The following is a 23,423-nucleotide window of genomic DNA, read 5'->3' on the forward strand; positions in this document are numbered from 1 at the left end:
CTTTACTTCCCTTCTTTCTTTCCTTTTTCTGGCGGGTCCAAATTCTGGCAGATAGTTGCTTCTGCCCGTAAGCTTCTTAGTTTTGCAATGGCTTGAGACCTTGCCCAAAGGTCTTTTCCTAACTCAGAACCTGGTTCCTGCGTTAGAAAAGCCATTAACCCAACCGCACTATGAAACTTGCCGGCGCCGCCCTCAACCAGACCCCCCTTGACTGGGAAAATAACCTGAACAATATCAAAACGGCCATTGAGCAGGCCAAAGAGCAGAAAGTAGATATCCTTTGCCTTCCTGAGATGAGCATTCCCGGGTACGGCTGCGAAGACCTTTTCCTGAGTGAGTGGTTTTCTGCCGAATGCTTTGAAAAGCTGCTGGAGATAAAGGAGTGGTGCGAGGGCGTAATAGTCTGCGTGGGGCTTCCCATCCGGCTGAACGGCATTACCTACAATACCGCCTGCGTGATCAAGAACAAGGAGATTGTAGGCTTTACCGCCAAGCAATTCCTGGCAAATGACGGTGTGCATTATGAGACCCGCTGGTTCAGTTCGTGGGTGGCCAACACGGTGCAGGAGTTTGAGATGCTGGGGCAGAGCTACCAGATTGGCGATATCATCTATGAGCACCAGGGCGTGAAATTCGCGTTTGAGATCTGCGAGGATGCCTGGCGCAACGAGAACCGGCCCGCCTACCGGCATAAGCCCAAGGGCGTGCAACTCATTATCAACCCCAGCGCCAGCCACTTTGCCATGAGCAAGACCGATGTGCGCTACCACCTGGTGGTAGATGCGTCTAAGCAGTTTGAATGCACCTATCTCTACGTCAACCTATTGGGCAATGAGGCCGGTAAGATGATCTATGACGGCGAGATTCTGATCGCGCAGAACGGGAACGTGGTACTACGCAACCAACTGCTCTCCTTCAAAAGCGTGGACTTTGAGTGCGCCGAGGTTTCTTTTGACAGCCCCTTGCCTGTGGTAGACGTGACGCCCTTGCCGCCGGTAGACGAGAACATAGAGTTCATCTCCGCCATCACGGTGGCCTTGTTTGACTACCTGCGCAAGAGCCGCAGCCGGGGTTTTGTACTTTCATTAAGCGGCGGTGCCGATTCCTCTCTGGTGGCCGTGGCCGTGGCCGAGATGGTGCACCGCGCGGTGGAAGAGATAGGCCTGGAGGAATTTGCGCGCAAGACCAACTGCTGTACGCCCAATGAAGTTTCTGATTTGAAGCTACTTTCCGGGAAAGAGCTCAGAAACGCCTTAGTGGGCAAATTGCTGGTGACCGCTTACCAGGGCACGGTCAACTCCTCAGACAACACCTTCCAATCTGCCCAGGAACTGGCCAAGTCCATTGGTGCGGTGTTCTACAACTGGACCATTGACGAGGAGGTAAGAAGCTACCAGAGCAAGATAGAAAACGCCATCGGCCGCAGGCTTACCTGGGAGCATGATGACATTACGCTGCAGAACATACAGGCCCGCGTAAGGGCCCCCGGCATCTGGATGATGGCCAATCTTACCAACTCCCTGTTGCTGGCCACCTCTAACCGGTCAGAGGCCTCAGTGGGCTATGCTACCATGGACGGGGACACGGCCGGCAGTATCTCGCCTATTGCGGGCGTAGACAAGGCCTTTGTGCGGCAATGGTTGGTGTGGGCCCAGCAGCACCTGGGCTATGACGGCCTGCAGTACGTGAACAACCTGCAGCCTTCGGCGGAGTTGCGGCCGCTGGCCAATACCCAAACCGATGAAGAGGACCTGATGCCGTACCCGCTCCTGAACCAGATTGAGCGCATGGCATTCTATGACCGCCTCTCGCCGCAACAGGTGTTTGCCAACCTTAGGGGTACGTACCCAGATGACCAGCTGAAAAGCTTTGTGCAACGGTTCTACACGCTCTGGAGCCGTAACCAGTGGAAACGCGAACGCTACGCCCCGGCCTTCCATTTAGATGATTACAACGTGGACCCACGCAGCTGGTTACGCTTCCCTATCCTGAGCGGAGGCTTTAAGGAAGAACTGACCGAGGTGGGAATCCGTTAACTTAGTATGGAGAAAAGCCCCGTCTGTTTTTGGCCTGTTTTGCGGAAAACAGGCCAAAAACAGACGGGGCTTTTTTTGTTCAGGGTTTTACATCTCCCTCTGGTTTCTTCTTATACGCACACTCGGTTCCGTTTCTGACGCTATAACTGTTTTAGAGGTGTTTTGGGTAAAACAGGCCTGAAACGTGACAGACCCAAATTCAACCGTACCTCAACTTAATCCTCAATAGCCTTCTATGGAAACGCTGGAATGCCCGCCCTACTTTAATATGCTGGAGCAGAAAGTCTGGGCCTTTGCCGTTGAGGCGCACGGGGAACAGCAGCGCAAGTTCAACTTTGAGCCGTACGTGCGGCACCTGGAGCGGGTAGCCCAGACGGTCATGGCCTATGGCGGAACCACGGGCATGGTCATGGCGGCGCTCTTGCATGACGTGCTGGAAGACACGCCCGTGACGGTGCCGGAGCTGCAAGCCTTTCTGGAAGAGGTGTGCCAGGACACCATCACCAAACCTGAGGAGGTCCTGCAGATGGTCATTGACCTCACCGATCAGTTCACCAAAGCCCAGGCTCCGGGTCACAACCGCAGGCGCCGCAAAGAAATGGAACGCCAGCGGCTAGCCACTATTTCGCCCCGGGCCCAGACTATTAAACTAGCTGATATCATTGACAACACCCGCGATATCATTGCCTATGACATTAGCTTTGCCAGGGTGTACGTGCCGGAAATTGTGGCCGTACTGGAGGTCCTAAGAAATGCGGAGCCGTTCCGGTTGTATATGCTGGCCTGCTATGAGGCCCAAACAGCTTTGTACCGGTTGGAAGACCAAAGAGAGAACCGCAGTCTGGAGGAAGAAGAGGACTTGGGTTTTTGAGCCGTTTTGGCCAAAACAGGCGTAAAACGGAAACCTGCGGCTAAGCCAAAGCCTTCCTTTTGCCAAATCTGGTTTAACCATGGGCAAAAAAAAGGAGCACCTGTTTGGCAGGTGCTCCTTTTTTGATCAAGATCTACAAAGCTTAGTTAGACTCTCCCGCTTTGGCGTCATCGTTTCTGATGGATTTCTTACTTCGCTTGGGCTGCTGGTTCATTTCCATTTTCCCGAAACGGTAGGAGAAGCTCACTTTCACGCCCCGGTTATAGTTTTGGTTGATGGTGTTCTGCACGAAGTTTCGGTTCTCAAGTTCTGAGGTTACCTTCATGGCTTTAGCGAATGGATTGTCTATGCCTACGCTCAAGGTGCCTTTCTTCTCCCAGAGCTCCTTGCGCACGCTAAAGCTGGAGAAGTAGTAGCCGGAGAACTTGCCCTGGATGGTAGGTCTGGGTGAGCTGTAGTTCCCGAAGAACTGCGCAGCTAAACCTTTCCCGAAGTCATAGCCGGTGTTCATGTTCACGTTGTACTGCCAGGCGGCATTGTTCTGGAAGGTGCTCTGCAGGTTAATGTAGTTCAGGTTCAAAGATCCGCCCACGTTCCATTTGGGCATTGGCTTGGTGTTGCCCGAGAGGCTTAACCCGTAGGTGGCGTTTTTACCAATGTTGCTGTAGGTGGTATACGCCACGCCCTGCTTCTGCCAGTTAGCCTCATTGATGGGCAATGCGCCCGGCTCGCCCACAATATTCCGGATAGATTCAATGGCATTGTTGGTCTGACGCCAGTACACAGACATGTTGATGGAGCTGGTCTTGAAATAGCTGCTGTAGCCCAGTTCATACGCATGCGTCAACTCAGGCTCCAACTCCGGATTCCCAAAGGAAACGTTCTTGGGATCGTTCTCATTCACGTACGGGTTCAAGTACCAGATCTGCGGGCGTTGGATACGCTGGGTGTAGCCTACTCTTAAGGTCTGGTTCTTGATAGTGCGGGACAACATCACATTAGGGATGAAGTTGCCGTAATTGTCTGTGAACGCCGGCCTAAAAGGGGCTATATAATTGCCCTGCAGGTTGGTGTACTCATAGCGGGCGCCGCTTTTTACGTTGTAGTTTTTGCCCAGCTTAAAGCCGTAAGAGGCATAGGAGGCGTACACGTCCTGGTCATAGGTGAAGGCATTGGGTTCGGCTTCCTCGTTGGGATTTCCGGCGAAGGTACGGCGGTAAAGGGCGTCACTTTCGGCGCGCCGTAAAATGGCCTTGGTGCCAAATTCCAAGAGGGTTTTGTTCTGGAAAGGGTGGGTGTAGTCTACCTGCAAGGTAGCTTCGCGGTTACCGCCTTCATTGGTATTGCGAAGGGTTTCCAGCAGCCTGGGGTTATTGCTATAGCGTTGCAGAATGTCATTGTCCTGGCCAGAACTGTTGTCCATGGCGCCTTTGGTCCATTGGCCCAGCACGGCCAGTTCCTGTTGTGGCTTAAAGATATGGGTGTAACCCAGGTTCAGGTCCAGGGAGCTGTGCTTGTTTTTACTGCTGGTGGCAGACTGTATTTCCTCGGTGCCGTCCTGGTAGGTAGTAAGGGAATGCTGTGCGCCTTTGTTGTTGAACCGGCCCTGGTACAGGTTCACGCCCGCCGAAATGCTGTTCATGGAATCCAGATCGGCGTCAAAGCCTACCTGGCCAAAAACGCCGCCGCCGCGCCGGCTGGAAGAACCGTTCTGGTTAAGGGAACTGGAGAAATCCTCGGCCGTGGACCCTGTCTTGATAAAACGCTCCAGCTCGCTTTCGTTTTTGTTGTTGTATTGCTGGTGCGTGCCCAGGTTGGCGTTGAAGCCTATTTTGCCGCGGCGCACATTCACGTTGGTGTTGCCATTGGCGCTGCGGTTACCTACCGAGGTGCTCACGCTTCCGTTCACGCCCGTGATGGAGTTCTTCTTGGTGATGATGTTGATGATACCGGCGGTACCTTCGGCGTCATATTTGGCCGAGGGGCTGGTGATCACCTCCACGGTCTTGATCATGTCTGAAGGGAACTGGCGCAGCGCGTCTGCCACGCTGTTGGCCATGATGCTGGACGGCTTGTTGTTGATGAGCACCCGCACATTAGAGGAGCCGCGCAGCTGCACGTTCCCGTCCAGGTCTACGGTGAGCGAAGGTACTTTCTTGAGCACGTCTGAGGCATTGCCCCCAATGTTGGTGATATCCTGTTCGGCGTTGTAGACCATGCGGTCCACCTTGTCTTCCACCAGCGGCTTTTCACCTATCACCGTTACTTCCTTTAATTTGTTCTGGGTTGACTTGAGCATGATATTACCCAACACCATTTCATTGTCCTGCTCAGAAAGCGTAAACGCGGGCCGGGTGTAGGTCTCATACCCAATAAAGGAAACCGTGACCGAGTAAGTGCCATGAGCCACCCGGGAAAGCGTGAACCGACCGCGTTCATCAGTCACGGTGCCGTCTATTGGCTTGCCGGTAGCCGCGGAAACCAGGGAAATGGTGGCGAACTCCACGGGTTTAGAGGTGGAGGCATCTGTGACCACACCTGTGATCTTGCCAGTGGCCATCCGTTGCCCGCCGCCACCCGCTGCCGTAGCGGTAGAAGGAAGAGGAATCTGGGAAGGAGTTTGGGCCAAAAGGCTGGAGACAGAAGCCAGACCCAGCAAGGCCGTAAGGAATAGGTGACGCATGAAGGATTTTTTGAAGGAAGGTTATAGAAGGATAGAATAAGAATATAGGCTTGGATTGAGGACCCCTGAGTGACACTGCCAGAAAAGACTCGCTTCTCTGGCAGTGTCACTCAGGTAAAGAATTTGTTAATGGCTTATGCTTTATAAAATGAAAGATACATTCTGGGGTAGGGAAGGGGTTGGTACCTTATAGACAATGGTTAGCGGTAATAGTTGCACGTGGCAGGCATATTTTCTGAATAAGGGCCGTTTTCCTGAAAACAGGGCTAAACTGGCTTATTAGTAGCCGTGTTGGTTGCTTTATTACATCTCCTGAAGCACTTATTATGTGTTCTTGTTCAAGGCATTAACACGTGCCTCCGCCAGGCTTTATCTTTATTTATTCGCTAGACCTCTTCTTGGATAGTAGCTGGAAGTAAGAAGTTATCATACCAGAGAAAAGCGTGCTATTCCTGTTTATAATTCTATCACCGGCGGTGTTGAAATCTTAACGGCACTAAATATTTAAGTATTGTATATAGTAACTTTAATATTTTAAGAAGGCTCTACCTGAAACCTGTTTTGGGCCCGTTTTCCTGAAAACAGCCGTAGAACAGAAAAAGAAAAGGCGATGCCATTGCTGACACCGCCCTTCTTCACTAACTAAACCTAACTCTTATTGCACGCCACCGGTGTCACCCTGCTTGGCATCATCGTTTCTAATAGATTTTTTGCGTTTAGGCGGTCCCTGCTGCTGCAGCTTGCCAAAGCGGTATTCAAAGCTCATTCTAAAGCCGCGGTTATACTGGGTTATAAGCGCGTTGGTGCTGAAAGGAAGCCCTGTGGTTTGGTTGTAGCCTGCCATGCGGTTGTCAAACTTGAGAGCCGCCCTGAACGGGTTGTCCATGCCTAAACTGATAGAGCCTTTTTTCTCAAACAACTCTTTCCTGATGGCCAGGTTATGGTTGGAAAAAGAAGAGTTCTTGCCCTGCAATGACACCCTGCGGGAGTTGAAAGCACCCGAGAACTGGGCGCTTATGCCTTTCCCGAAGGTATAGCCGGAACTCACGTTGATGTTGTACATAACCCCTGAGTTAGAGGCAAAAGGCGCGTTCAGCTCCACGTAATACACGTTCACGTTTCCGTTCACGTTCCAGGCCGGCACCGGTTTGGTAGAGCCCGAAAGCGTTACCCCATAGGTTTTGTTCTTGGCGATGTTGTTGAAGGTAACAAACGTAGTGTCATTGGTGACCTCTGAGACCTGCTCAATGGCATTATCAGTGATGCGCATGTACGCAGAGGCATTGATGGAAGAGGTCTTGAAGAACGTGCTGTAGTTGATCTCGTACGCATCGGTTAACTCCGCATCCAGTCTTGGGTTACCAAAAACCACCAGGTTAGGACCCTGCTGCTGACGGTACGGGTTCAGGAAGAACAGCTGCGGGCGCTGAATACGCTGGGTGAAGGTGGTGCGCAGCTTCATGTTCGGCTTTAAATCATACGCCAGCGTAATGTTGGGGATGAAATTGTCATAGTTGGTGGTAAAATCCTGGGCGGGGTTCACAAAGTCGCCGGCCACATCTGTGAACTCATACCGGCCCCCAAACTTCAAGGCGGTCTTTTTGTTCAGGTTAAACCCGTAAGACAGGTAAGAGGCCAATACGTTCTGGTCATAGGAGAAGCCGCTGTTCAGGTCTACGCCGTTGTAGAGAGACTCACTGGAAACATCACGAAGGATGCCTTTGGCGCCAATTTCCAGCAGCGTATTTTTGGGCATGGGGTGCGCGTAATCTGCCTGGAAGGTGAGTTCCTTGTTCAGGCCTTCGTTCTCATTGAGGGTAATGGCTCTTACCGGGCCCTCCATTTCATACCTGGTCTGGTTTACGTTGTTGTCTTGTTGGGTCTGGCTGTAAAGCGCCAGTAAGGTCAGTTCCTGCTGCGGTTTCTTGAATAAGTGGGTATAGTCCATGTTCAGGTCCATGCTCAGGCGCTTGTTGTTGTTCTTCATGGAAAGGCGGTACTGGTCCAGCAGCCTAGGCTGTGTAAAGCCTGTCTTGCCTTCGTTCTGGTCGGCCTGCGTGAAATCTGCCTGTTGGTGCGACCGCAGTTTAAAGCTGCCAGAATTGACCCTAATGCCCGCAGACAAGGTATTCTTTTCATTAATGTCATAGTCCAGGCCTAATTGCCCAAACCCGAACATACCGTCTACCGTGCTGGTACCCAGTTGGCTAGTGGTGTTCTCCGTGGTGCGCTCTTTTTCAATGAAAAGGGTATTGGGGTTATCGCCTTCCTCCTGAAGTGTTCTGGGGTTGTCTTTGTAGATGGCCTGATTGATCTGGGTCATGTCCATGCCGCCTTTGCTGTAAAAACGGTTGGCGCCCGCATTCACGTTTACGCCCACTTTGCCCTGCTTCAGGCTGAGGTTGGTATTGGCGTTGCTGGAGCGCGTACCGCCGGTTAACGCAACAGAACCGGTTACTCCCTGCAGGCTGTTTTTCTTGGTGATAATGTTCACAATACCAGCCGTGCCTTCAGCGTCATATTTAGCCGATGGGCTGGTGATCACCTCTACGCTCTTGATCACGTCTGCCGGAATCTGCTTGAGCGCGTCTGCCACGCTGCCCGCCATCACAGTAGAAGGTTTACCGTTAATGAGCACGCGCACGTTAGAGGAACCGCGCATCTGTATGTTTCCGTCCTGGTCCAGGGCAATTGAAGGTACTTTCTGCATCACATCGGCGGCGGTGCCCCCGGTGTTGGTCAGGTCTTTGTCGGCGTTGTACACCAGGCGGTCTACTTTGTCTTCAATGAGGGGTTTCTCGCCCACCACGGTTACCTCCTGCAATCTGGTCTGGGAGGCGCTCAATGAAATCCGGTTCAGATTTGCGTCTGAATCCTGCCCGGAAATAGTCACGCCTTTCAGTTCTTTGGTGTCATAGCCAATAAAACTGATGTTCAAGGTGTAAGTACCGGAGGCCACGCGGGTAAGGGTAAAGCGACCTTTCTCATCCGTAACGGTGCCATCAACGGTTTTGCCGCTGGCATTGACCAGCGCAATAGTGGCAAACTCTACGGGTTTGCTGGTGGTAGAATCTACCACCACGCCACTTATCCGGCCGGTGCCCTGTGGCGTGGCTGAAGCCGAGGAAGGAGCGGGGGCCGATGGACCCTCCGCAGGACGGGAATTGGTGGGAGCCTGTGCCCAGATAGAAGCGGTGGACGCGCAGCTTAAAAGGGTGAGGAGTAAAAGCTTTTTCATAAAGGTGTAAAGGAAAAAAGAGCAAGGTTGCCAGGGAAAGGGAAAGCCAGAGACGGGCACTGCCAAACTTGCCGCCCACCTGCCAGACACCCTTTATCTGAGCAATTGAAGCATTAGTATGACCAAGGAGGAGAATATTACAGAGGCGAAGACAAAAAGAAAGGTTTTAACAAAACCTTAACTTCTGCCTTAAAAAGCAGGAAAAAAGAAACAGCGAAGCTACTCCAGTCAAGGAGCCCGATGGGGAAAGAAGGGAATAAAAGGGATTAAGGAGTGTAAATGCCTGCGCTAGAAACACATCTGCGCACAGGCTGGAGTAGCCACAGGTAATTGCCCCAGATCTTAAAGATTAGCTATACCAGCTCTATGTTAGGCTAAGGTAGTGACAAAGAAAGCAGAGGCCCAATTTGCCTCGGCGAAGAAAAGAACTATGTTAGAAAGCAGCAGCCATTCCTGCAGGCTACACCCAGCCTTCTTTAATGGCTTTGGCCACTAATTCTGAAGAACTGGCTACCTGGGCTTTGGCCAGAATGTTTTTACGGTGGGTATTTACAGTGTGCATACTTATGTGTAATTCCTCGCTTATTAGGCGACTGGGTTTGCCGGCAATGATCATGCTCAGGATTTCCTTTTCCCGTTTGCTCAACACTTCTTTCTGAGGAGAGAAAGCCTGCTTAGTTTTCACGTCAATATAGGAGGGTTCGCCGTCTAAACCAATAAAGGAAAGCATGGGGTTGCCGTCGGGCTTCAGGTGCGTAATGTCTGTGTGCAAATCCAAGCTGCGCATAAAGCTGCCCGGTGTGTCACCTACCTGTATGCATATAGCCTGCTGAAGAATCCTGATATACTGACCATCTGCCTTTTGGAGCCTATAGTCATACCTCACCTTGTACTTCATGCATTGCTCAGGTTCCAGTTGGTTAAAGAAATCTACCACGGTAGCCTCAAAGTTAAGGAAGAAGGGCAGGTCCTCTGGGTGGATTTTCTTTATGATGGTAGGGACCGTGAATTCTTCCGGCTGGTAGCCTAAAATGGAGGTCATATTATCACTTACAAACTCAACGGCAGCGTCTTGGGTGTTGAAAATAAAATAATAGTACTCGCCTACATGGAAAACATTGAGCAATTTTTTATGGATGACCAATTCACGCTCTAAGGCAGGAATATAGGAGCCTTTGTTGATTTCTTTCCAGATCTTCTTTGCTTCGTCGTAAATGATCAAATCCATTAGTAGGTAGTTTTAGTATCTTTTCTTGTATAAATAGCCCAAAGGGGTTTTGATAATTCTATAAATATTTAATATTTCTAATTGTTAATTTTATCATGTCGAGCTCCTGTTTCTTATGTAAAGTAGAGGCAAAAATTTTAGTTGCCGTTTCTCGCGTAAACCCAAGCGCAGCGCAGTTTTTAGCTTTTAATGGATAAGCCGTTGATACGGAGGAGGTTTTGAAAGCTTAAGGTAAATACTTACTACTTTTAGCCTTTCTGCACCACTCGTTTTCAAAAGCCGTTCCACTAATATAAAAATAGTAAGCGGTTTTAGCAATAATTCTCACCTTTGGCATAAACCGAAAAGGCAGGGTGCAATAAATGGTTTAGGATTATTTTAGGGAGAACGGCCCCGAAACGAAAAAGCCCCGGTGGTAAATTTCTTACCGCCGGGACTCTCATTTTCATAACTTAGCCTTAGTGGTTGGCCATAAGCCTGAGCACCGCCCCATCCAGGTCTGGGGTGACTTTGATCTGGCAGGAGAGGCGGCTGCCAGCCCGCAGGTTAGGCAGGTTCTCCAGCATATACAATTCGTCATCAGACGGCTCGGGCAATTCAGGAGATTCCATAAGTTCCACGTGGCAGGTGGCGCACAGGGCCATACCGCCGCAAGTGGCCATAATTTCCAGCTCATGGGCTTTTAAGGCCTCCATCAGGCTCAGACCCATGTCGGTGGGCAGAGAGAGAGCCACCTTTTCTCCGGCTTCGGTTTCTACATAAACAGTGATATCTTCTTGCATGGCCTTACATGGTGGGCACTCCGTTCACGGTAGTGTATTTCAAAACGAATTTCTTATCTGGGTAAATAAGCGAGTAGGCGCTCTGGGCCATGAGGGCCGCCTCATGGAAACCGCAAAGGATCAGTTTCAGCTTACCCGGGTAGGTGTTGATATCGCCAATGGCGTAAACGCCTTCTATATTAGTGCTGTAGTCTACGGTGTTCACCACAATAGCAGATTTCTCCAGCTCCAGGCCCCAGTTCTCCAAGGGGCCCAGTTTAGGCACCAACCCGAAAAGCGGGATAAAGTAATCGGTTTCCAGAGTATATGGCTCTGCTCCATCTGGCACAATGGTCACGGCGCTCAACTGGCCGTCTCCGTGCACTTCGGTCACGTTGGCTTTCAGGAGCAGGTTCATGTGGCCCTCTTCAGAGAGGCTAGTCACGCGGGCCGCCGATTCCGGCGCGCCCCTGAAGGTAGTGCCGCGGTGCACTAAGGTGAGTTCTTTGGCTACGTCGGCTAGGAAAATGGCCCAGTCCAGGGCAGAGTCTCCGCCGCCGGCCAGCACCACGCGCTTGTCACGGTAATGCTCAGGGTCCAGGATCATGTAGTTCACGCCTTTGCCGCCTTCGTAGTCGGTTAGGTTTTCAATGGCCGGTTTGCGGGGCTCAAAGGAACCCAGGCCGCCGGCAATCACCACCACCTTGCAGAAAATCTCGGTGCCTTCAGAAGAAACCACCCTAAAGGAGCCGTCTTCCTGTTTGTCCAGTGTTTCCACGCGCTCGCCTAAGGTAAAGGTGGGGTGGAAAGGCTTGATCTGCTCCATTAAATTGGTCACCAACTCGCCGGCCAGAATGAAAGGGAAGCCCGGGATATCATAGATAGGTTTCTTGGGGTAAATCTCAGAAAGCTGACCGCCCACCTGGGGCAGGGCATCAATCACGTGGCACTTCATCTTGAGCAAGCCTGCCTCAAACACCGCAAACAAGCCCACCGGCCCGGCGCCAATAATACAGATATCAGTAGTTACAGTTGACATAATAGGTAAATGTTGCAAAAAGGGGCGGTCAGGTTTCTGCCTGTGGGCCCGTAAAAAATGGCAAATGCCCTGCTTTGGCAAAAGCTTTGACGTTTGCGCCTGCAAAGTAACACGTTTTTACCCTAAAGTGTTTCCTCCAAAGCCGCAGAACCAAAACTGATTCTTGTCACTTTTGGATTAAATCGTAATTTTAGCCGTTCTAACCTGTTACTACATGCTAAACTATATCACCTGGGACGTATCTCCCGACATCTTTTCCTTAGGTCCGGTGACCGTTCGCTGGTACGGATTGCTCTTCGCCATGGCCTTTGTGGCCACCCAGCCCATTGAGAAATACATCTACCGCAAAGACGGCCGCAAGGACGAGGATGTGGACATTCTCACCATGTACATGATTGTGGGAACCGTGATTGGCGCCCGCCTGGGGCATTGCCTCTTCTATGACCCGGTGTATTACCTGTCTAACCCGCTGGAAATTCTCAAGATCTGGGAAGGCGGCCTGGCCAGCCACGGCGGTACCATTGGTATTCTATTGGCGCTCTATATGTTCTGCCGCAAATACAAGTTTGATTACCTCTGGGTGCTGGACCGCATTGTGATAGTGGTGGCCGTGGGCGGGATGTTTATTAGGTTAGGCAACCTGATGAACTCTGAGATCATTGGCAAACCCTCAGACCTGCCCTGGGCCTTTAAATTCGTGCGTAACAATGAGCTGTTCAACGGCGTGCCCGCCTATATGGATCCCCGGCACCCCAGCCAGTTGTATGAAAGCCTTTTCTGCCTGGTGCTCTTTATTATGCTGTACACCCTCTGGAAGCGCGGGGCCGGCCAGATTAGAGGGTTCCTGTTTGGGCTGTTTGTGACCCTGCTCTTCACCTTCCGGTTCCTGATTGAGTTCACCAAAGAGAACCAGGAGAAGTTTGAAGACGAACTGCCTTTGAACATGGGCCAATGGCTGAGCATCCCGTTGATCTTGATTGGTATTGCCGTTTTAATCTATTCTTTAAGGCAACCCCGACAGCCCAATACGGTAGCCAGCAGCAAGGCGGTTTAGGCCTGTTTTACCAAAAACACTCTTAAAACGGCCGGGCCCCGCTCTTACTAAGAGCGGGGCCCGGCCGTTAATTTTATAGGAGGTGCGCGCTACAGGCTAAACTGGAACAGGTTCCCTTCTTCGTTGCTGATGATCAGGTTGCTGTTGTCTTTGAAGAGCACCGCCTCTGCCTGGCCTACCTTGGGCAGGTCCAGCACTTGGGGCTTCTGCCCGAAGAACTGGTTGGTGCCTTTGGCGACGGGGTACAGATAAAGCTTGCCATAGGTCAGAACTGCCAGGTGGCGTCCGTCTGGGCTTAGGTCAGCGGAGGTGACCAGGCCGGGGAGTTCCTGCTTGCGCAACAGTTTGGCGGTGTGGGTGCCGGGCGTGTCTTCCAGTTCATACAGTTTGGCGTACCTAGAGGCGCCCCGGTCTTTGGAGATCAGATAGAGCTTGCTGTTATACCAGAAAAAAGCCTCACAGTCAAAGTTGCGGTCCCGCTTTTCCAGTTTGCCGCTAATGGGCTGGTCTTCATACTTGAAATGGATTTCCTGGACCTTGAACCCGTTTTTAGGCGATACTTTGTAAATATGCAGGTCGCGGCGTTTGTTGCTGTTGTTGCCCGTGTCTCCTATGTAGAGAAAGCCTTTGGTGTCCTGGGCCAGGTCTTCCCAATCGGTGTTGGTGGTGCCGCTGACGGTTACTTGTTTGAGCAGTTTCCCCTTCTCGTTGATCTTATAAAGCACAGGTCCGTTGCCGGCGTCATTGTGGGTCCAGTAAGTGTTGGCCTCATCGGCTAGTTCCAGCCCCGAACTCTCAACTATGGCCTCTGGCAGATGGGCCAGATGGCGTAAAGGTCCGGCGGGTGCCAGGGCGGGCACATTACTGCTTAAGACAAACGCAACGGGTAAGGCCAAAAGAGCACACCGTTTGGTAAAAGACAAATGTTTCATTCTGGTTCCTGTAAAGTGGGTAAAAGACTCGCCGGCAGGCGGCGGAACTTTATTTAACGAAACCAGGAACTAAGGGGTTGAGAAAAAAGTGATTTACGCCTTTTCTTCCGTTTTAAGGCTGTTTTTAGTAAAACGGGCCTAAAACAGAAAAGCCATTTAACCAGGCATAAAAGTAACAGCTTGCCAGGCCAGGGTCTTGTAATTCTTTACTTACCGCCAGTAGAGTTGTTGACCTGGGGCTTAGTTCTCTGCCGCACCAGGTACACCAGGAGCAGGTACACCATGCAGGGTAGCCCCACCCACAGAAACTCACTTTTGAGTACCGCTACCCCCCGGCTGCTAAAGAAATTCTTTACCCCAATAGGCGAAACCTGGATGGGGCGCCAAGGGAGAAAGTACCGGGTATTGTCAAAAGGGGAGAAGATGGCCACGCCCAGCCCGCCGGAGGTCATGGCATCCAGGAGGGGGTGAGAGGCAGTGCAAAGGAAAAAGAAAAGCACATACTTAAATCCGCTGGCGGAAAAGAGAGAAGTGCGCCGGTAGAAAAGAAACGTCACTAACAGACCCAGCAGCAACGCAAAGACCAGCGAATGGGAGAAGCCCCTGTGCCCCAGAAAATGCTCGTAAGGAACCCCAAATTTAAACATCACCACATCAGCATCTGGGAACACCGTGCAGAAAGCCCCTAAGCCCAAAAGTTTAAAGGTCTTTCCTTTCAAATTGGCGCCTTTCCCCAAGGCCACCGCCACCAGGGCATGGGCGAATGCTGATGCCATTCTGTCTTTTGCGTTAAAGGTTAGCTGGCAAGTAAAGGCATTCTCGGGCAACAAGCAACTTCAGAAAAGACAAACGCAGGATAGGGGAGCTTTGTGTAAAGAAATTGCCCCTCAACCAAGTCCTTAAAACAGAGGCGCCGGCACTTGGTCTAGTGCCGGCGCCTCTGTTTTACGCCCGTTTTGGCCAAAACGGGCGTAAAACGCGTTGCCAAGGGTTAAACCCCAATGTCTTCGTTCCAGAGGGCCGGCTTTTCCTGGATGAACTGCTGCATGAGGGAGTAGCACTCCGGGTCATCTACCACGGTTACGTCCACGCCCCGGGACCGGAGCAGTTCTTCCTCGCCCAGAAAGGTTTTGTTCTCGCCTACCACCACCTTGGGTATGCCATACAGCAGAATGGTACCCGAACACATGGAACAAGGGGAAAGGGTAGTGTAGATGGTGCACTCGCGGTAGACAGAAGCCGGTTGGCGGCCTGCGTTCTCCAGGGCATCCATCTCGCCGTGCAGAATGGCGCTGCCTTCCTGTACCCGTTTGTTGTGGCCCCGGCCGATGATCTTGCCCTGGTGCACCAACACCGATCCAATGGGGATGCCTCCTTCTGCATATCCTTTTTTAGCCTCGTCTAGCGCGGCCTGCATAAATTGATCTGTCATTAGTGTGGGTTTTAAGTTATACCTCCTTTAAAGGAACCTATGAGATGCGTACGCGGCCAAGGCCGGAAGGGATATAAAGGGAGCTACAGAAAGCATATCGGCGGGAAGCCGTTACCAAGAAATAGGAGCTTTGTAGCCAGGTAATGTAAAAGTGAGCGGGGTGCTGTTTTGGGGCCGTTTTACAGAAAACGGCCCCAAAACAGCACCCCGCAAAAAGGGTTTAGAGAAGAAACGAGATGTGTTACACCAATCCGGCATGCGGTATGTCTACGCTGCCTTTGTGGTCTAAGGCGGCAAACTTTTCTTTGACCAGTTCGGCCAGAATGCCGGTGAACTGCTCCTCAATGGCCTGGTGGAGCTGCCGTTGCCACTGCCGGCTAATGTGGGTGTGCGAGAGCTTGAGGGAGGAATAGATGCTTTCCGGCATTTCGCCGCTTTTGCCTAACAATAGCCAGCTGAAGAGGGCAAAAAGACCGCCCATCATTTTGTCTCTTTCAGGCAAAGGAAGCTGGTGGCAATAGATGGCGCGCAAGGGGTCATGCTCTACCGCCTCACAGAAAGACTCCACCAGTTGCCTGATATCCTCTTCTTCTATAAGTCCGTTGAGAACCTGTTCCAGTTTTACAGTTGCAGTCATGGTTTCAGGTGGGGATTTGGAAGTGAATGGAAGTAAGCCTGGCCAGAATAGATGCCCTCGCCTTGGCCACCTCGGCCAGCTTTCCTTTAAAGTTTTCCTCCAAAGCCTCATAGAACAGGTGAATCCATCTGCCAATGTGGGCGGTGGGGAGATGCAGGAACGCGTAGTTGGAGAGGGGGTGGTGCAGATACGGCGAGGCCTCTAACAGCACAGAGCGCCAAAAGTGGAGCATGAGCCGTTCATTCTGCGCAATCTCCTTTTCCACGGAAGGTGGAATAAGGTGGTGGAGGCGGCCTTTCTCTTCAAAGGCTTTTACCAGCAGCGCAATGTCCTGCACAGATCTGATATCGGTTTCGGGTACGGAAGTGGTAGACAGCATACTATTCGTAGGGTTTAGGGTACGGCGCGCTACTCTTGATACAGCAGGAATAGGGCAGGAACGGGAACTCTATGTTAATTGGCCCTTAAAAGCGGCCATACCTTTGTGATTGCTTTCGGCAACCCCGGGAGCGCAGGGGAAAGGAACCAGATAGCACCTAAGGAAAATACTTCTGGGTTATGCTACGTAAACGCTTCTCTCTAAGAAGGAAGACCAACCAGACAGACGTTTTAAAGAAGCAAGTGCTGGTTAAAGGGGAAGCAGAATATAAAAATAGCAGAGGGAGCCCTCACTACTTTTGTAGGGGAAACGAGTGTTGTAATAAGGCCTTCTTACCAAAGGCGGAGGCTAACTTAGGTAAAGATGATAATAAATATAAACAAAATAAATGATACTTATCACCTTTAAGCCTAAAAATTAAAATATTAGCAATTGAGATTATCACCATTTAGTTACGGTAACCTCCTTGCTTGGGTAGGACAGAAAGAACATGTGCCTTAGCCATCAAACCATTATGGCAGATCAACCGTCCTACCTGATTCCTCCGCCACCTGCGTTAAATGTAGCGCTCGGCAAACCTGAACAGGTCTCCTTTGTATTGGCTGAAGTCCTTGGAGAAGGCGGCTATCTGCTGTTTGTGCTTCAGGTGTACCTCACGGTACAATTGGTCGTCAAACGGGGCTTTTTCCTGGGTAAGTTTCTGGAGGTATGCCTCATGCTTTCGCACCTCCTTTTTGAATTGGGGAAGCAATTCTCCCTGGTAATAGATGATCAGCTGCTGAAAATGGTCCACGTGCCTTTTGTCATCGGCGGTAGCCTTTTGGGTGACTTTCTCCAGAAGCTTTTGGTAAAAGTTAAGCTCAAACCCCCAGAACTCAATTTCCTGCAGCCATGTCTGGCTTTCCTGGTGTAGGTCAGAGATCCCTATTTCAAGCAGGTGTTTCGGCGAAGCGGTGTGCTGGGTTTCCATCTTTTTCTAGGTTTTAGTGCGACGAATAACTGGCCTTTTGCTAAGACGAATATCACCAAACCTTGCGCCAAAAGCAATTTTATTATTGTTAATTTTATAAAAACTTTAAATAAATTAATACAATAAAGAGTTGGTTCTCTCTTACTTTTATTCTTTTTCCAGAATAAGTGCTAAAACTACGAACGCTAGTTGGATAGGGGAGGGAGAGACAGGAGGCAAAGCTAAGGAACAGGGTCATAGCCGTGTCCGCCCCAGGGGTGGCAGCGGCCAATACGCTTTAAAGCCATCCAGCCGCCTTTAAAAGGGCCGTATTTTACAATAGCCTGCTGCGCGAAGGCGGAACAGGTAGGCGTGAAACGGCAGCTGCCGGGAGTAAGCGGTGAAATAGTGTAGCGGTAAACCCAGACAATGCCCAGAAAGAGTTGCCTGAAAAGCCAATTCAAAAGATTCATAGTGCGGCGAGTATCGCGAAAAAAAGTGACAAATCATTACCTTTGCCAGGTAACAAACTAACACACGTAATGCTGAAAAAAGTTTATACTATACTTCTGGCCCTGGTGGTAGCCTCTGGTTTCACCGCCCGCGCCGATGAGGGAATGTGGTTGCCGCTGCTGGTAAAGCGCCTCAACCACGTAGATATGCAGAAACAAGGCCTGCAACTCACCGCCGAGGAAATCTACAACGTGAACAACGCCAGCCTCAAGGACGCCATTGTGCAGTTTGGCGGCTTCTGTACCGGTGAGTTCATCTCTAAGGAAGGCCTGTTGCTGACCAACCACCACTGCGGCTATGACGCCATCGCCAACAACTCCACGCCCGAGGACAACATCCTGAAAAACGGCTGGTGGGCTATGACAAAGGAGCAGGAGAAGAAAAACGACGGCCTGTTTGTAGACATTCTGGTGCGCATGGAAGACGTGACCGGCCAGGTGTTGCAAGGCATTACGCCGCAGACCCCAGAGCAGGAACGCACCAAACTGGTGGGTGAGCGCATGAAGTCCCTTTCTGATGCCGCCAAAAACAACGGCCAGTACGTGAGCTACGTGCGCGATTTCTTCAATGGCAACGAGTACTACCTGTTTGTGTACGATCGCTTCTCAGACGTGCGCCTGGTGGGCACGCCGCCAGAGAGCATCGGGAAATTCGGGGGCGATACGGATAACTGGATGTGGCCCCGCCACACCGGCGACTTCTCTATGTTCAGGGTTTACATGGCGCCAGACGGCAAGCCGGCCACCTACTCTGAGAAGAACGTACCGTACCGTCCTAAGCACCACCTGCCTATCTCCATGAGCCCTGTGAAAGAAGGCGACTTCTCCATGGTGTTCGGGTTCCCGGGCCGTACTACCCGTTTTATGGCCGGTTCTGGTTTGGGCATGGCCGTTGACCAGTCTAACCCTATGCGCATTAAGCTGCGTGAGCGCCGCCTGGCCCTTATGAAAGAAGCCATGGATGCCTCTCCCGCAGACCGCCTGAAACTGGCCTCTAACTACGCCAGCATCAGCAACTACTACAAATACTTCATTGGCCAGAACGAGGGCATCAAGCGTATGAAAACCCTGGACAAGAAAGCCTCTGAAGAGAAAGCCTTCCAGACCTGGACCGATGCCGACGCCAACCGCAAAGCCCTTTACGGCAGCGCCCTTTCAGACATCAACGCCTCTTACGCCGGTCAGCGCGACTATAACCTGTCGGCGATCTACCGTTCTGAAGCCGCTCTGGCTCCGCAGCTGATCTCACACGCCTACCAGTACACCCCGCTCTACAATTACCTCAAAGAAGGCAAGGTAGATAAAACCAAGCTGGACCAACTGGTGAAAGGCTACCAGGACATGAACAAAGAGTTCTACGCCAACTACGTGCCATCTTCAGACCAAAAGATCTTTGCCGAGCTGATGAAGATGTACTACACAGACGTTCCTAAAGCCCAGCACGCCGCCATTTTCAAAGACCTCACCACTACTTACAAAGGGGACTTCAGGAAATGGGCCGCCGATGTGTACAGCAAGTCCTTCCTGGCTTCAGAGGCCAAAGCCAATGCCTTCCTGGCGAACCCTTCTCTGAAGACCCTGGAGGCGGACCCCGCGTTTAAGTTCATGCGCAATGTACAGACCAACTACCAAGAGAACATCATGCCTAAACTGAACGAGTACAACGCTTCTTTGGCCAGAGCCAATCGCCTGTACGTGGCCGGTCTGCGCGAGATGAACCCCAACAAGGTGTTCTATCCAGACGCTAACTCTACCCTGCGCCTGAGCTACGGTACCGTAAAGGACTATGAGCCCCGTGATGGCGTGAACTACAAGTACTACACCACCCTGCAAGGCATCGCTGAGAAAGAAGACCCGTCTAACCCAGAGTTTGTGGTGCCGGCCAAATTGATGGAACTTTACAACAAGAAAGACTATGGCCGCTACGGCCAGGACGGTGAACTACGTGTAGGCTTTATCACCAACAATGACATTACGGGTGGTAACTCCGGCTCGCCGGTGATCAACGGCCGCGGTGAACTCATTGGTCTGGCCTTTGACGGCAACTGGGAAGCCATGACCGGCGACCTGGTGTTTGACCCTGAGTACAAGCGCTGCATCAACGTAGACATCAAGTACGTGCTCTTCATCATGGACAAGTTTGCTGGTGCCGGTCACCTGGTAAACGAGATGACCTTGGTAGACAAGGGTAACCCTAACACCACCTTCAACCCTTCCATCAATGACGTGAAAATGGATGGGAAAATGGAGATTGAAACGCCAGAAGGCGAAATCAAGATCAAGAAGAAAGGCAACGAGACCAAAATCAAGAAAGAGACGAAGAAGCAGAAGAGCTAATCTGTTTTTAGCCTGTTTTCTGAAAAACAGCCCTAAAACGCCCGGTGCCTAGCATCGGGCGTTTTTTTATACCCTTGGGTACCTTGTGTTAGAATTATGTTGTGCGCAGATTTAGCGTCAGCGGTCTTGGCACAGCAGGGCAGCCAATCTCCAGATGGGCGTGGGGTGAAGATGCAGCTACTAATTCCTTGAGCCATCTGTCTGAGCTGTTTTCACGTTTCGGGCCTGTTTTTTTGGAAACGGGCCTAAAGCAGCTGGTTCTAGGCCATAACATTTCTATGGTAGGTGCATCAAAAGTTCTTTGCCAGTGTTTGGGGTTCCTATGCTTTTGCTTAAAATAATTCGCTTATAATTAATACTTTAGAAATAAATCTCCGTAGTACATGCGTTGGCCAATCCCCTAGCCTATGCAGCATCTTCTACGCGTTAGCCTGCTTCTTATTCTTCTTTTTTGCTCCTTCCCGGGCAAGGGGCAAATCAACAACGCTGCCGTGGGGTCAAGAGCCATTGGCTTAGGCGGTGCAGCCGTTACTTTGCCAGATTTATGGGCGCTCAGTAACAACCCAGCGGGCATGGCGGCTCTTAAAGAACCAGCCCTTGGGGCCTATGCCCACAACCGCTTCTCTTTAAAGGAACTTACCACTGTGGGGCTCCTGGCCGTGCTGCCTTCCAGTAGATGGGGCACGGTAGGCCTGGACGTCCAGCGGTTTGGTGGTGAGTATTATAATGAGCAACGGCTAGGGATTGGGTTGGCGCATCAACTAGGGGTAGTACGCCTGGGCCTGAAGGCAGATCTGCTGCAGGTGCGGGTGAAGGAGTGGGGCAGCCGGAAGGCAGTGGCCTTGAGCCTGGGTGGGCAATCTGAGTTAGTGCCGGGGCTAACGTTTGGGGCGCACATCTATAACCTGAACCAGGCCAAGCTAGCTGAGTTCCAGGACGAGCGCGTGCCCACCGTCATGAAAATGGGGTTAAGCTACCAGGCCTCTACCAAAGTCTTGCTAGTAGCCGAGGCCGAAAAAGAGTTGGAACATCCGGTAGCCATGAAAGGCGGCATTGAATACCAGGTTTTACCGGCCTTAACGCTCCGGACCGGCTTTAACTCCGGCACCAGAGCAGGCACCGCGGGCGTGGAGGTTTCGTTCAAGCAGTTTCAGGTGGCGTATGCGGTGGGCGCGCAGCACCAGTTAGGCTTGAGTAATTACCTGTCGGTGGGGTATGTGCTGCAAAAACGGGAACAACCATGAGATCCCGTTTCTGGCTCGTTTTCCTGATTTTAGGCCTAAAACAGTTTGTCGCTGCCCAGGAGGTGGCACGACCGCCCATAGATGTGGAGCTTATGGTGCAGGAACTCTTCGCGCAACAGGATGATGAGAACGCCATTGCCTATGAAGATCTCTACGAAAACCTGCTCCAGTACTACCGGCAACCCCTGGACCTGAACCGTGCCTCCCGCGAGGAACTCCGCAGTCTCTGGCTCCTCTCTGAAGGTCAGATTTCGGCGCTGCTCCAGCATATCCAGGACAATGGCCGTCTCATCAGTCTGTATGAACTGCAGACTATTCCGGGGTTTGATTTGCTGAGCATCCGGCGGTTGTTGCCCTTCGTGACCGTGCAAACCCTGGGACAAATAGGGCAGCGCACCTGGCAGGAACGCCTGAAGAACGCCGATACGCACACGCTTCTGCTCCGCTATGACCGTACCCTGCAGCAACGCCGCGGCTATACCCCGCCCGAAGGCCGCTCTATGACCCGCTATCTGGGCTCGCCAGATAAATACCTGCTCCGGTACCGCCTCAGCCAGCCCAAAGATTTCAGTTTTGGCGTGACCGCCGAGAAAGATGCTGGCGAGGCCTTCACGTGGAACCCTGGCCAGCGGCAATATGGCTTTGACTTTCTATCGGCGCACGCCCAACTCTATGACCGCGGCGCTTTTAAGACCATTGCCCTAGGTGATTATCAACTGCAGTTTGGGCAGGGGCTGCTGCTTTCCAGCGGACTGGGCGTAGGCAAGGGCAGCGAGACCATTACCACCATCCGGCGAAGCCAATTGGGTATCCGGCCACATACTTCCTCGCTGGAAAGCAATTTCTTCAGGGGTGGGGCGGCTACTCACCGTTGGCGCGGCTTGGAATCTACCCTTTTCCTGTCCAGCCGTCGGGTAGATGCCTCTTTAGGTGAGGACCTGGCCGAAGATACTACCTTGTTTACCTTGGGAGGGCTCCAGACCTCGGGTCTACACCGTACGCCTACGGAACTGGCCAACCGGCAACGGGCGCGGGAACAGGTGCTGGGCGGTAATATCACGTATCGTAACCCAAGCCAAACCTATAGCATTGGGCTTACGGCGGTGCATACCGCTTTTAATCTAACGCTGCAGCAACGCACTGAGCCGTACAACCTCTTCGCTTTTAGCGGGACTAGGAACACCGCCGTAGGCCTGCACTACAGCTACCTGTGGCAGAACCTGAATTTCTTCGGGGAATCTGCCCGGTCCGGGAACGGCGGGCTGGGGACTGTAAATGGGGTGTTGGTGAGTCTGTCAGAAAAAGTAGAGGTGGCCCTGGTGTACCGGTACTACGCCCGGAATTTCCAGACCTTGTACGGGGCCGCGTTTGGCGAAGGCAGCCCGAACCAGAATGAAAGTGGCCTATACACCGGCGTGAAATTGAAACTGGGTAACCGTTGGCAGCTTACCGGCTACTATGACCGCTTCTCTTTCCCATGGCTGCGGTACCGCATAGACGCGCCCTCCTCCGGCGAGGAATACCTGCTGCGCCTCCAATTCATGCCCTCCAAAACCACACTGCTCTACGGACAGTACCAGTATGAGCGCAAAGCCCGCAATGAAAGCATAGCAGGAGAGCCACTTTCGCAGGTAACCGAGACCAATGCCCACCGTTTTCTGCTGCTATTGGATGTGAGCCCACTGCCTAGTCTAAGGCTGAGATCTAGGGTGCAGGCCAGCCAGTTTCAGCAAAGCGGCCCGGCGCGCACCGGCTATTTTACGGCCCAGGATGCTAGTTGGGAATACAACTACACTCGCCTCAGCGCCCGCTACGCCCTCTTTGACATCGATGACTATGATACCCGTATCTATGCTCCTGAGCAGGACGTGCCCTACGCCTTCTCCATTCCGGCGTTCTCCGGCCGCGGCACGCATGTCTACCTGCTGGCCCAGCAACGCCTCACCCGAAGCCTGGATTTCTGGGTCAAGCTCAGCCATACCCATTACCGCGGGCAGAGTACAGTGAGTACCGGCCTGGAGCAGATCAACGGCCCACGGCGCACTGACGTGCGGGTGCAGGCGCGGTACCGGTTTTAGGGTGTTTTCAGGA

Annotated in this window: 18 protein-coding genes; 6 read left to right on the forward strand and 12 right to left on the reverse strand. The window is 52.0% G+C overall.

Going from position 1 to position 23,423, the window contains the following annotated elements:
- Positions 1–170 precede the first annotated feature (170 nt).
- The gene (gene nadE / locus TH63_RS02555; protein ID WP_048919548.1) at positions 171–2,036 is read left to right on the forward strand and encodes an NAD(+) synthase; all 1,866 of its coding nucleotides are present in this window, start codon (positions 171–173) and stop codon (positions 2,034–2,036) included.
- A gap of 235 nt (positions 2,037–2,271) precedes the next feature.
- Positions 2,272–2,907 (forward strand): HD domain-containing protein, encoded by a 636-nt coding sequence (locus TH63_RS02560; protein WP_048919549.1) that lies wholly within the window; start codon positions 2,272–2,274, stop codon positions 2,905–2,907.
- Positions 2,908–3,049: 142 nt separating this feature from the next.
- Here TH63_RS02560 and TH63_RS02565 read toward each other — a convergent pair whose 3' ends face one another.
- From TH63_RS02565 to TH63_RS02585, 5 genes are all read right to left on the reverse strand, one after another.
- On the reverse strand, positions 3,050–5,590 hold the full coding sequence (locus TH63_RS02565) for an outer membrane beta-barrel family protein (RefSeq protein ID WP_048919550.1): 2,541 nt from the start codon (positions 5,588–5,590) through the stop codon (positions 3,050–3,052).
- Between the two features lie 655 nt (positions 5,591–6,245).
- Positions 6,246–8,828: a TonB-dependent receptor domain-containing protein gene (locus TH63_RS02570; protein WP_076606386.1), complete on the reverse strand. Its 2,583-nt coding sequence runs from the start codon at positions 8,826–8,828 to the stop codon at positions 6,246–6,248.
- 460 nt (positions 8,829–9,288) lie between these two features.
- Positions 9,289–10,056: a LuxR C-terminal-related transcriptional regulator gene (locus tag TH63_RS02575; protein ID WP_197088623.1), complete on the reverse strand. Its 768-nt coding sequence runs from the start codon at positions 10,054–10,056 to the stop codon at positions 9,289–9,291.
- Positions 10,057–10,514: 458 nt separating this feature from the next.
- Positions 10,515–10,838, reverse strand: a complete 324-nt coding sequence (locus TH63_RS02580) for a 2Fe-2S iron-sulfur cluster-binding protein (protein WP_048919551.1) — start codon at positions 10,836–10,838, stop codon at positions 10,515–10,517.
- A gap of 4 nt (positions 10,839–10,842) precedes the next feature.
- Positions 10,843–11,856 (reverse strand): NAD(P)/FAD-dependent oxidoreductase, encoded by a 1,014-nt coding sequence (locus tag TH63_RS02585; protein WP_048919552.1) that lies wholly within the window; start codon positions 11,854–11,856, stop codon positions 10,843–10,845.
- Between the two features lie 214 nt (positions 11,857–12,070).
- Between TH63_RS02585 and lgt the strand changes: the two genes are divergently transcribed.
- Positions 12,071–12,910, forward strand: a complete 840-nt coding sequence (lgt, locus tag TH63_RS02590; RefSeq protein WP_048919553.1) for a prolipoprotein diacylglyceryl transferase — start codon at positions 12,071–12,073, stop codon at positions 12,908–12,910.
- Positions 12,911–12,999: 89 nt separating this feature from the next.
- Here lgt and TH63_RS02595 read toward each other — a convergent pair whose 3' ends face one another.
- The 7 genes from TH63_RS02595 to yidD all read right to left on the reverse strand — a co-directional run bounded on the left by TH63_RS02595 (position 13,000) and on the right by yidD (position 17,712).
- Positions 13,000–13,842, reverse strand: coding sequence for a hypothetical protein (locus TH63_RS02595; protein WP_197088624.1), 843 nt, complete (start codon positions 13,840–13,842; stop codon positions 13,000–13,002).
- A gap of 206 nt (positions 13,843–14,048) precedes the next feature.
- Positions 14,049–14,618 (reverse strand): metal-dependent hydrolase, encoded by a 570-nt coding sequence (locus TH63_RS02600; protein WP_048919555.1) that lies wholly within the window; start codon positions 14,616–14,618, stop codon positions 14,049–14,051.
- 215 nt (positions 14,619–14,833) lie between these two features.
- Entirely contained in the window at positions 14,834–15,274 is a 441-nt protein-coding gene (locus TH63_RS02605) for a nucleoside deaminase (protein ID WP_048919556.1), read from the reverse strand.
- 241 nt (positions 15,275–15,515) lie between these two features.
- Entirely contained in the window at positions 15,516–15,911 is a 396-nt protein-coding gene (locus TH63_RS02610; protein ID WP_048919557.1) for a hypothetical protein, read from the reverse strand.
- Positions 15,912–15,915: 4 nt separating this feature from the next.
- The gene (locus tag TH63_RS02615) at positions 15,916–16,290 is read right to left on the reverse strand and encodes a globin family protein (protein ID WP_048919558.1); all 375 of its coding nucleotides are present in this window, start codon (positions 16,288–16,290) and stop codon (positions 15,916–15,918) included.
- 556 nt (positions 16,291–16,846) lie between these two features.
- Entirely contained in the window at positions 16,847–17,260 is a 414-nt protein-coding gene (locus TH63_RS02625; RefSeq protein ID WP_048919560.1) for a hypothetical protein, read from the reverse strand.
- Between the two features lie 221 nt (positions 17,261–17,481).
- Positions 17,482–17,712, reverse strand: a complete 231-nt coding sequence (gene yidD, locus TH63_RS02630; protein WP_048919561.1) for a membrane protein insertion efficiency factor YidD — start codon at positions 17,710–17,712, stop codon at positions 17,482–17,484.
- 69 nt (positions 17,713–17,781) lie between these two features.
- On the opposite strand from yidD, the gene TH63_RS02635 reads away from it, so the two are divergent.
- The 3 genes from TH63_RS02635 to TH63_RS02645 all read left to right on the forward strand — a co-directional run bounded on the left by TH63_RS02635 (position 17,782) and on the right by TH63_RS02645 (position 23,410).
- Positions 17,782–20,088 (forward strand): S46 family peptidase, encoded by a 2,307-nt coding sequence (locus TH63_RS02635; protein WP_048919562.1) that lies wholly within the window; start codon positions 17,782–17,784, stop codon positions 20,086–20,088.
- Positions 20,089–20,495: 407 nt separating this feature from the next.
- Positions 20,496–21,332 carry a PorV/PorQ family protein gene (locus TH63_RS02640; RefSeq protein ID WP_156180329.1) on the forward strand — a complete coding sequence of 279 codons (837 nt, stop codon included), beginning with the start codon at positions 20,496–20,498 and terminating at the stop codon, positions 21,330–21,332.
- Positions 21,329–23,410 carry a ComEA family DNA-binding protein gene (locus TH63_RS02645; RefSeq protein WP_048919564.1) on the forward strand — a complete coding sequence of 694 codons (2,082 nt, stop codon included), beginning with the start codon at positions 21,329–21,331 and terminating at the stop codon, positions 23,408–23,410. Before TH63_RS02640 ends, TH63_RS02645 begins: the two co-directional genes overlap by 4 nt.
- The last annotated feature ends 13 nt before the right edge of the window (positions 23,411–23,423 follow it).

Origin of the sequence: Rufibacter radiotolerans, from assembly GCF_001078055.1 — a bacterium.
Classification (GTDB): Bacteria; Bacteroidota; Bacteroidia; order Cytophagales; family Hymenobacteraceae; genus Nibribacter; species Nibribacter radiotolerans.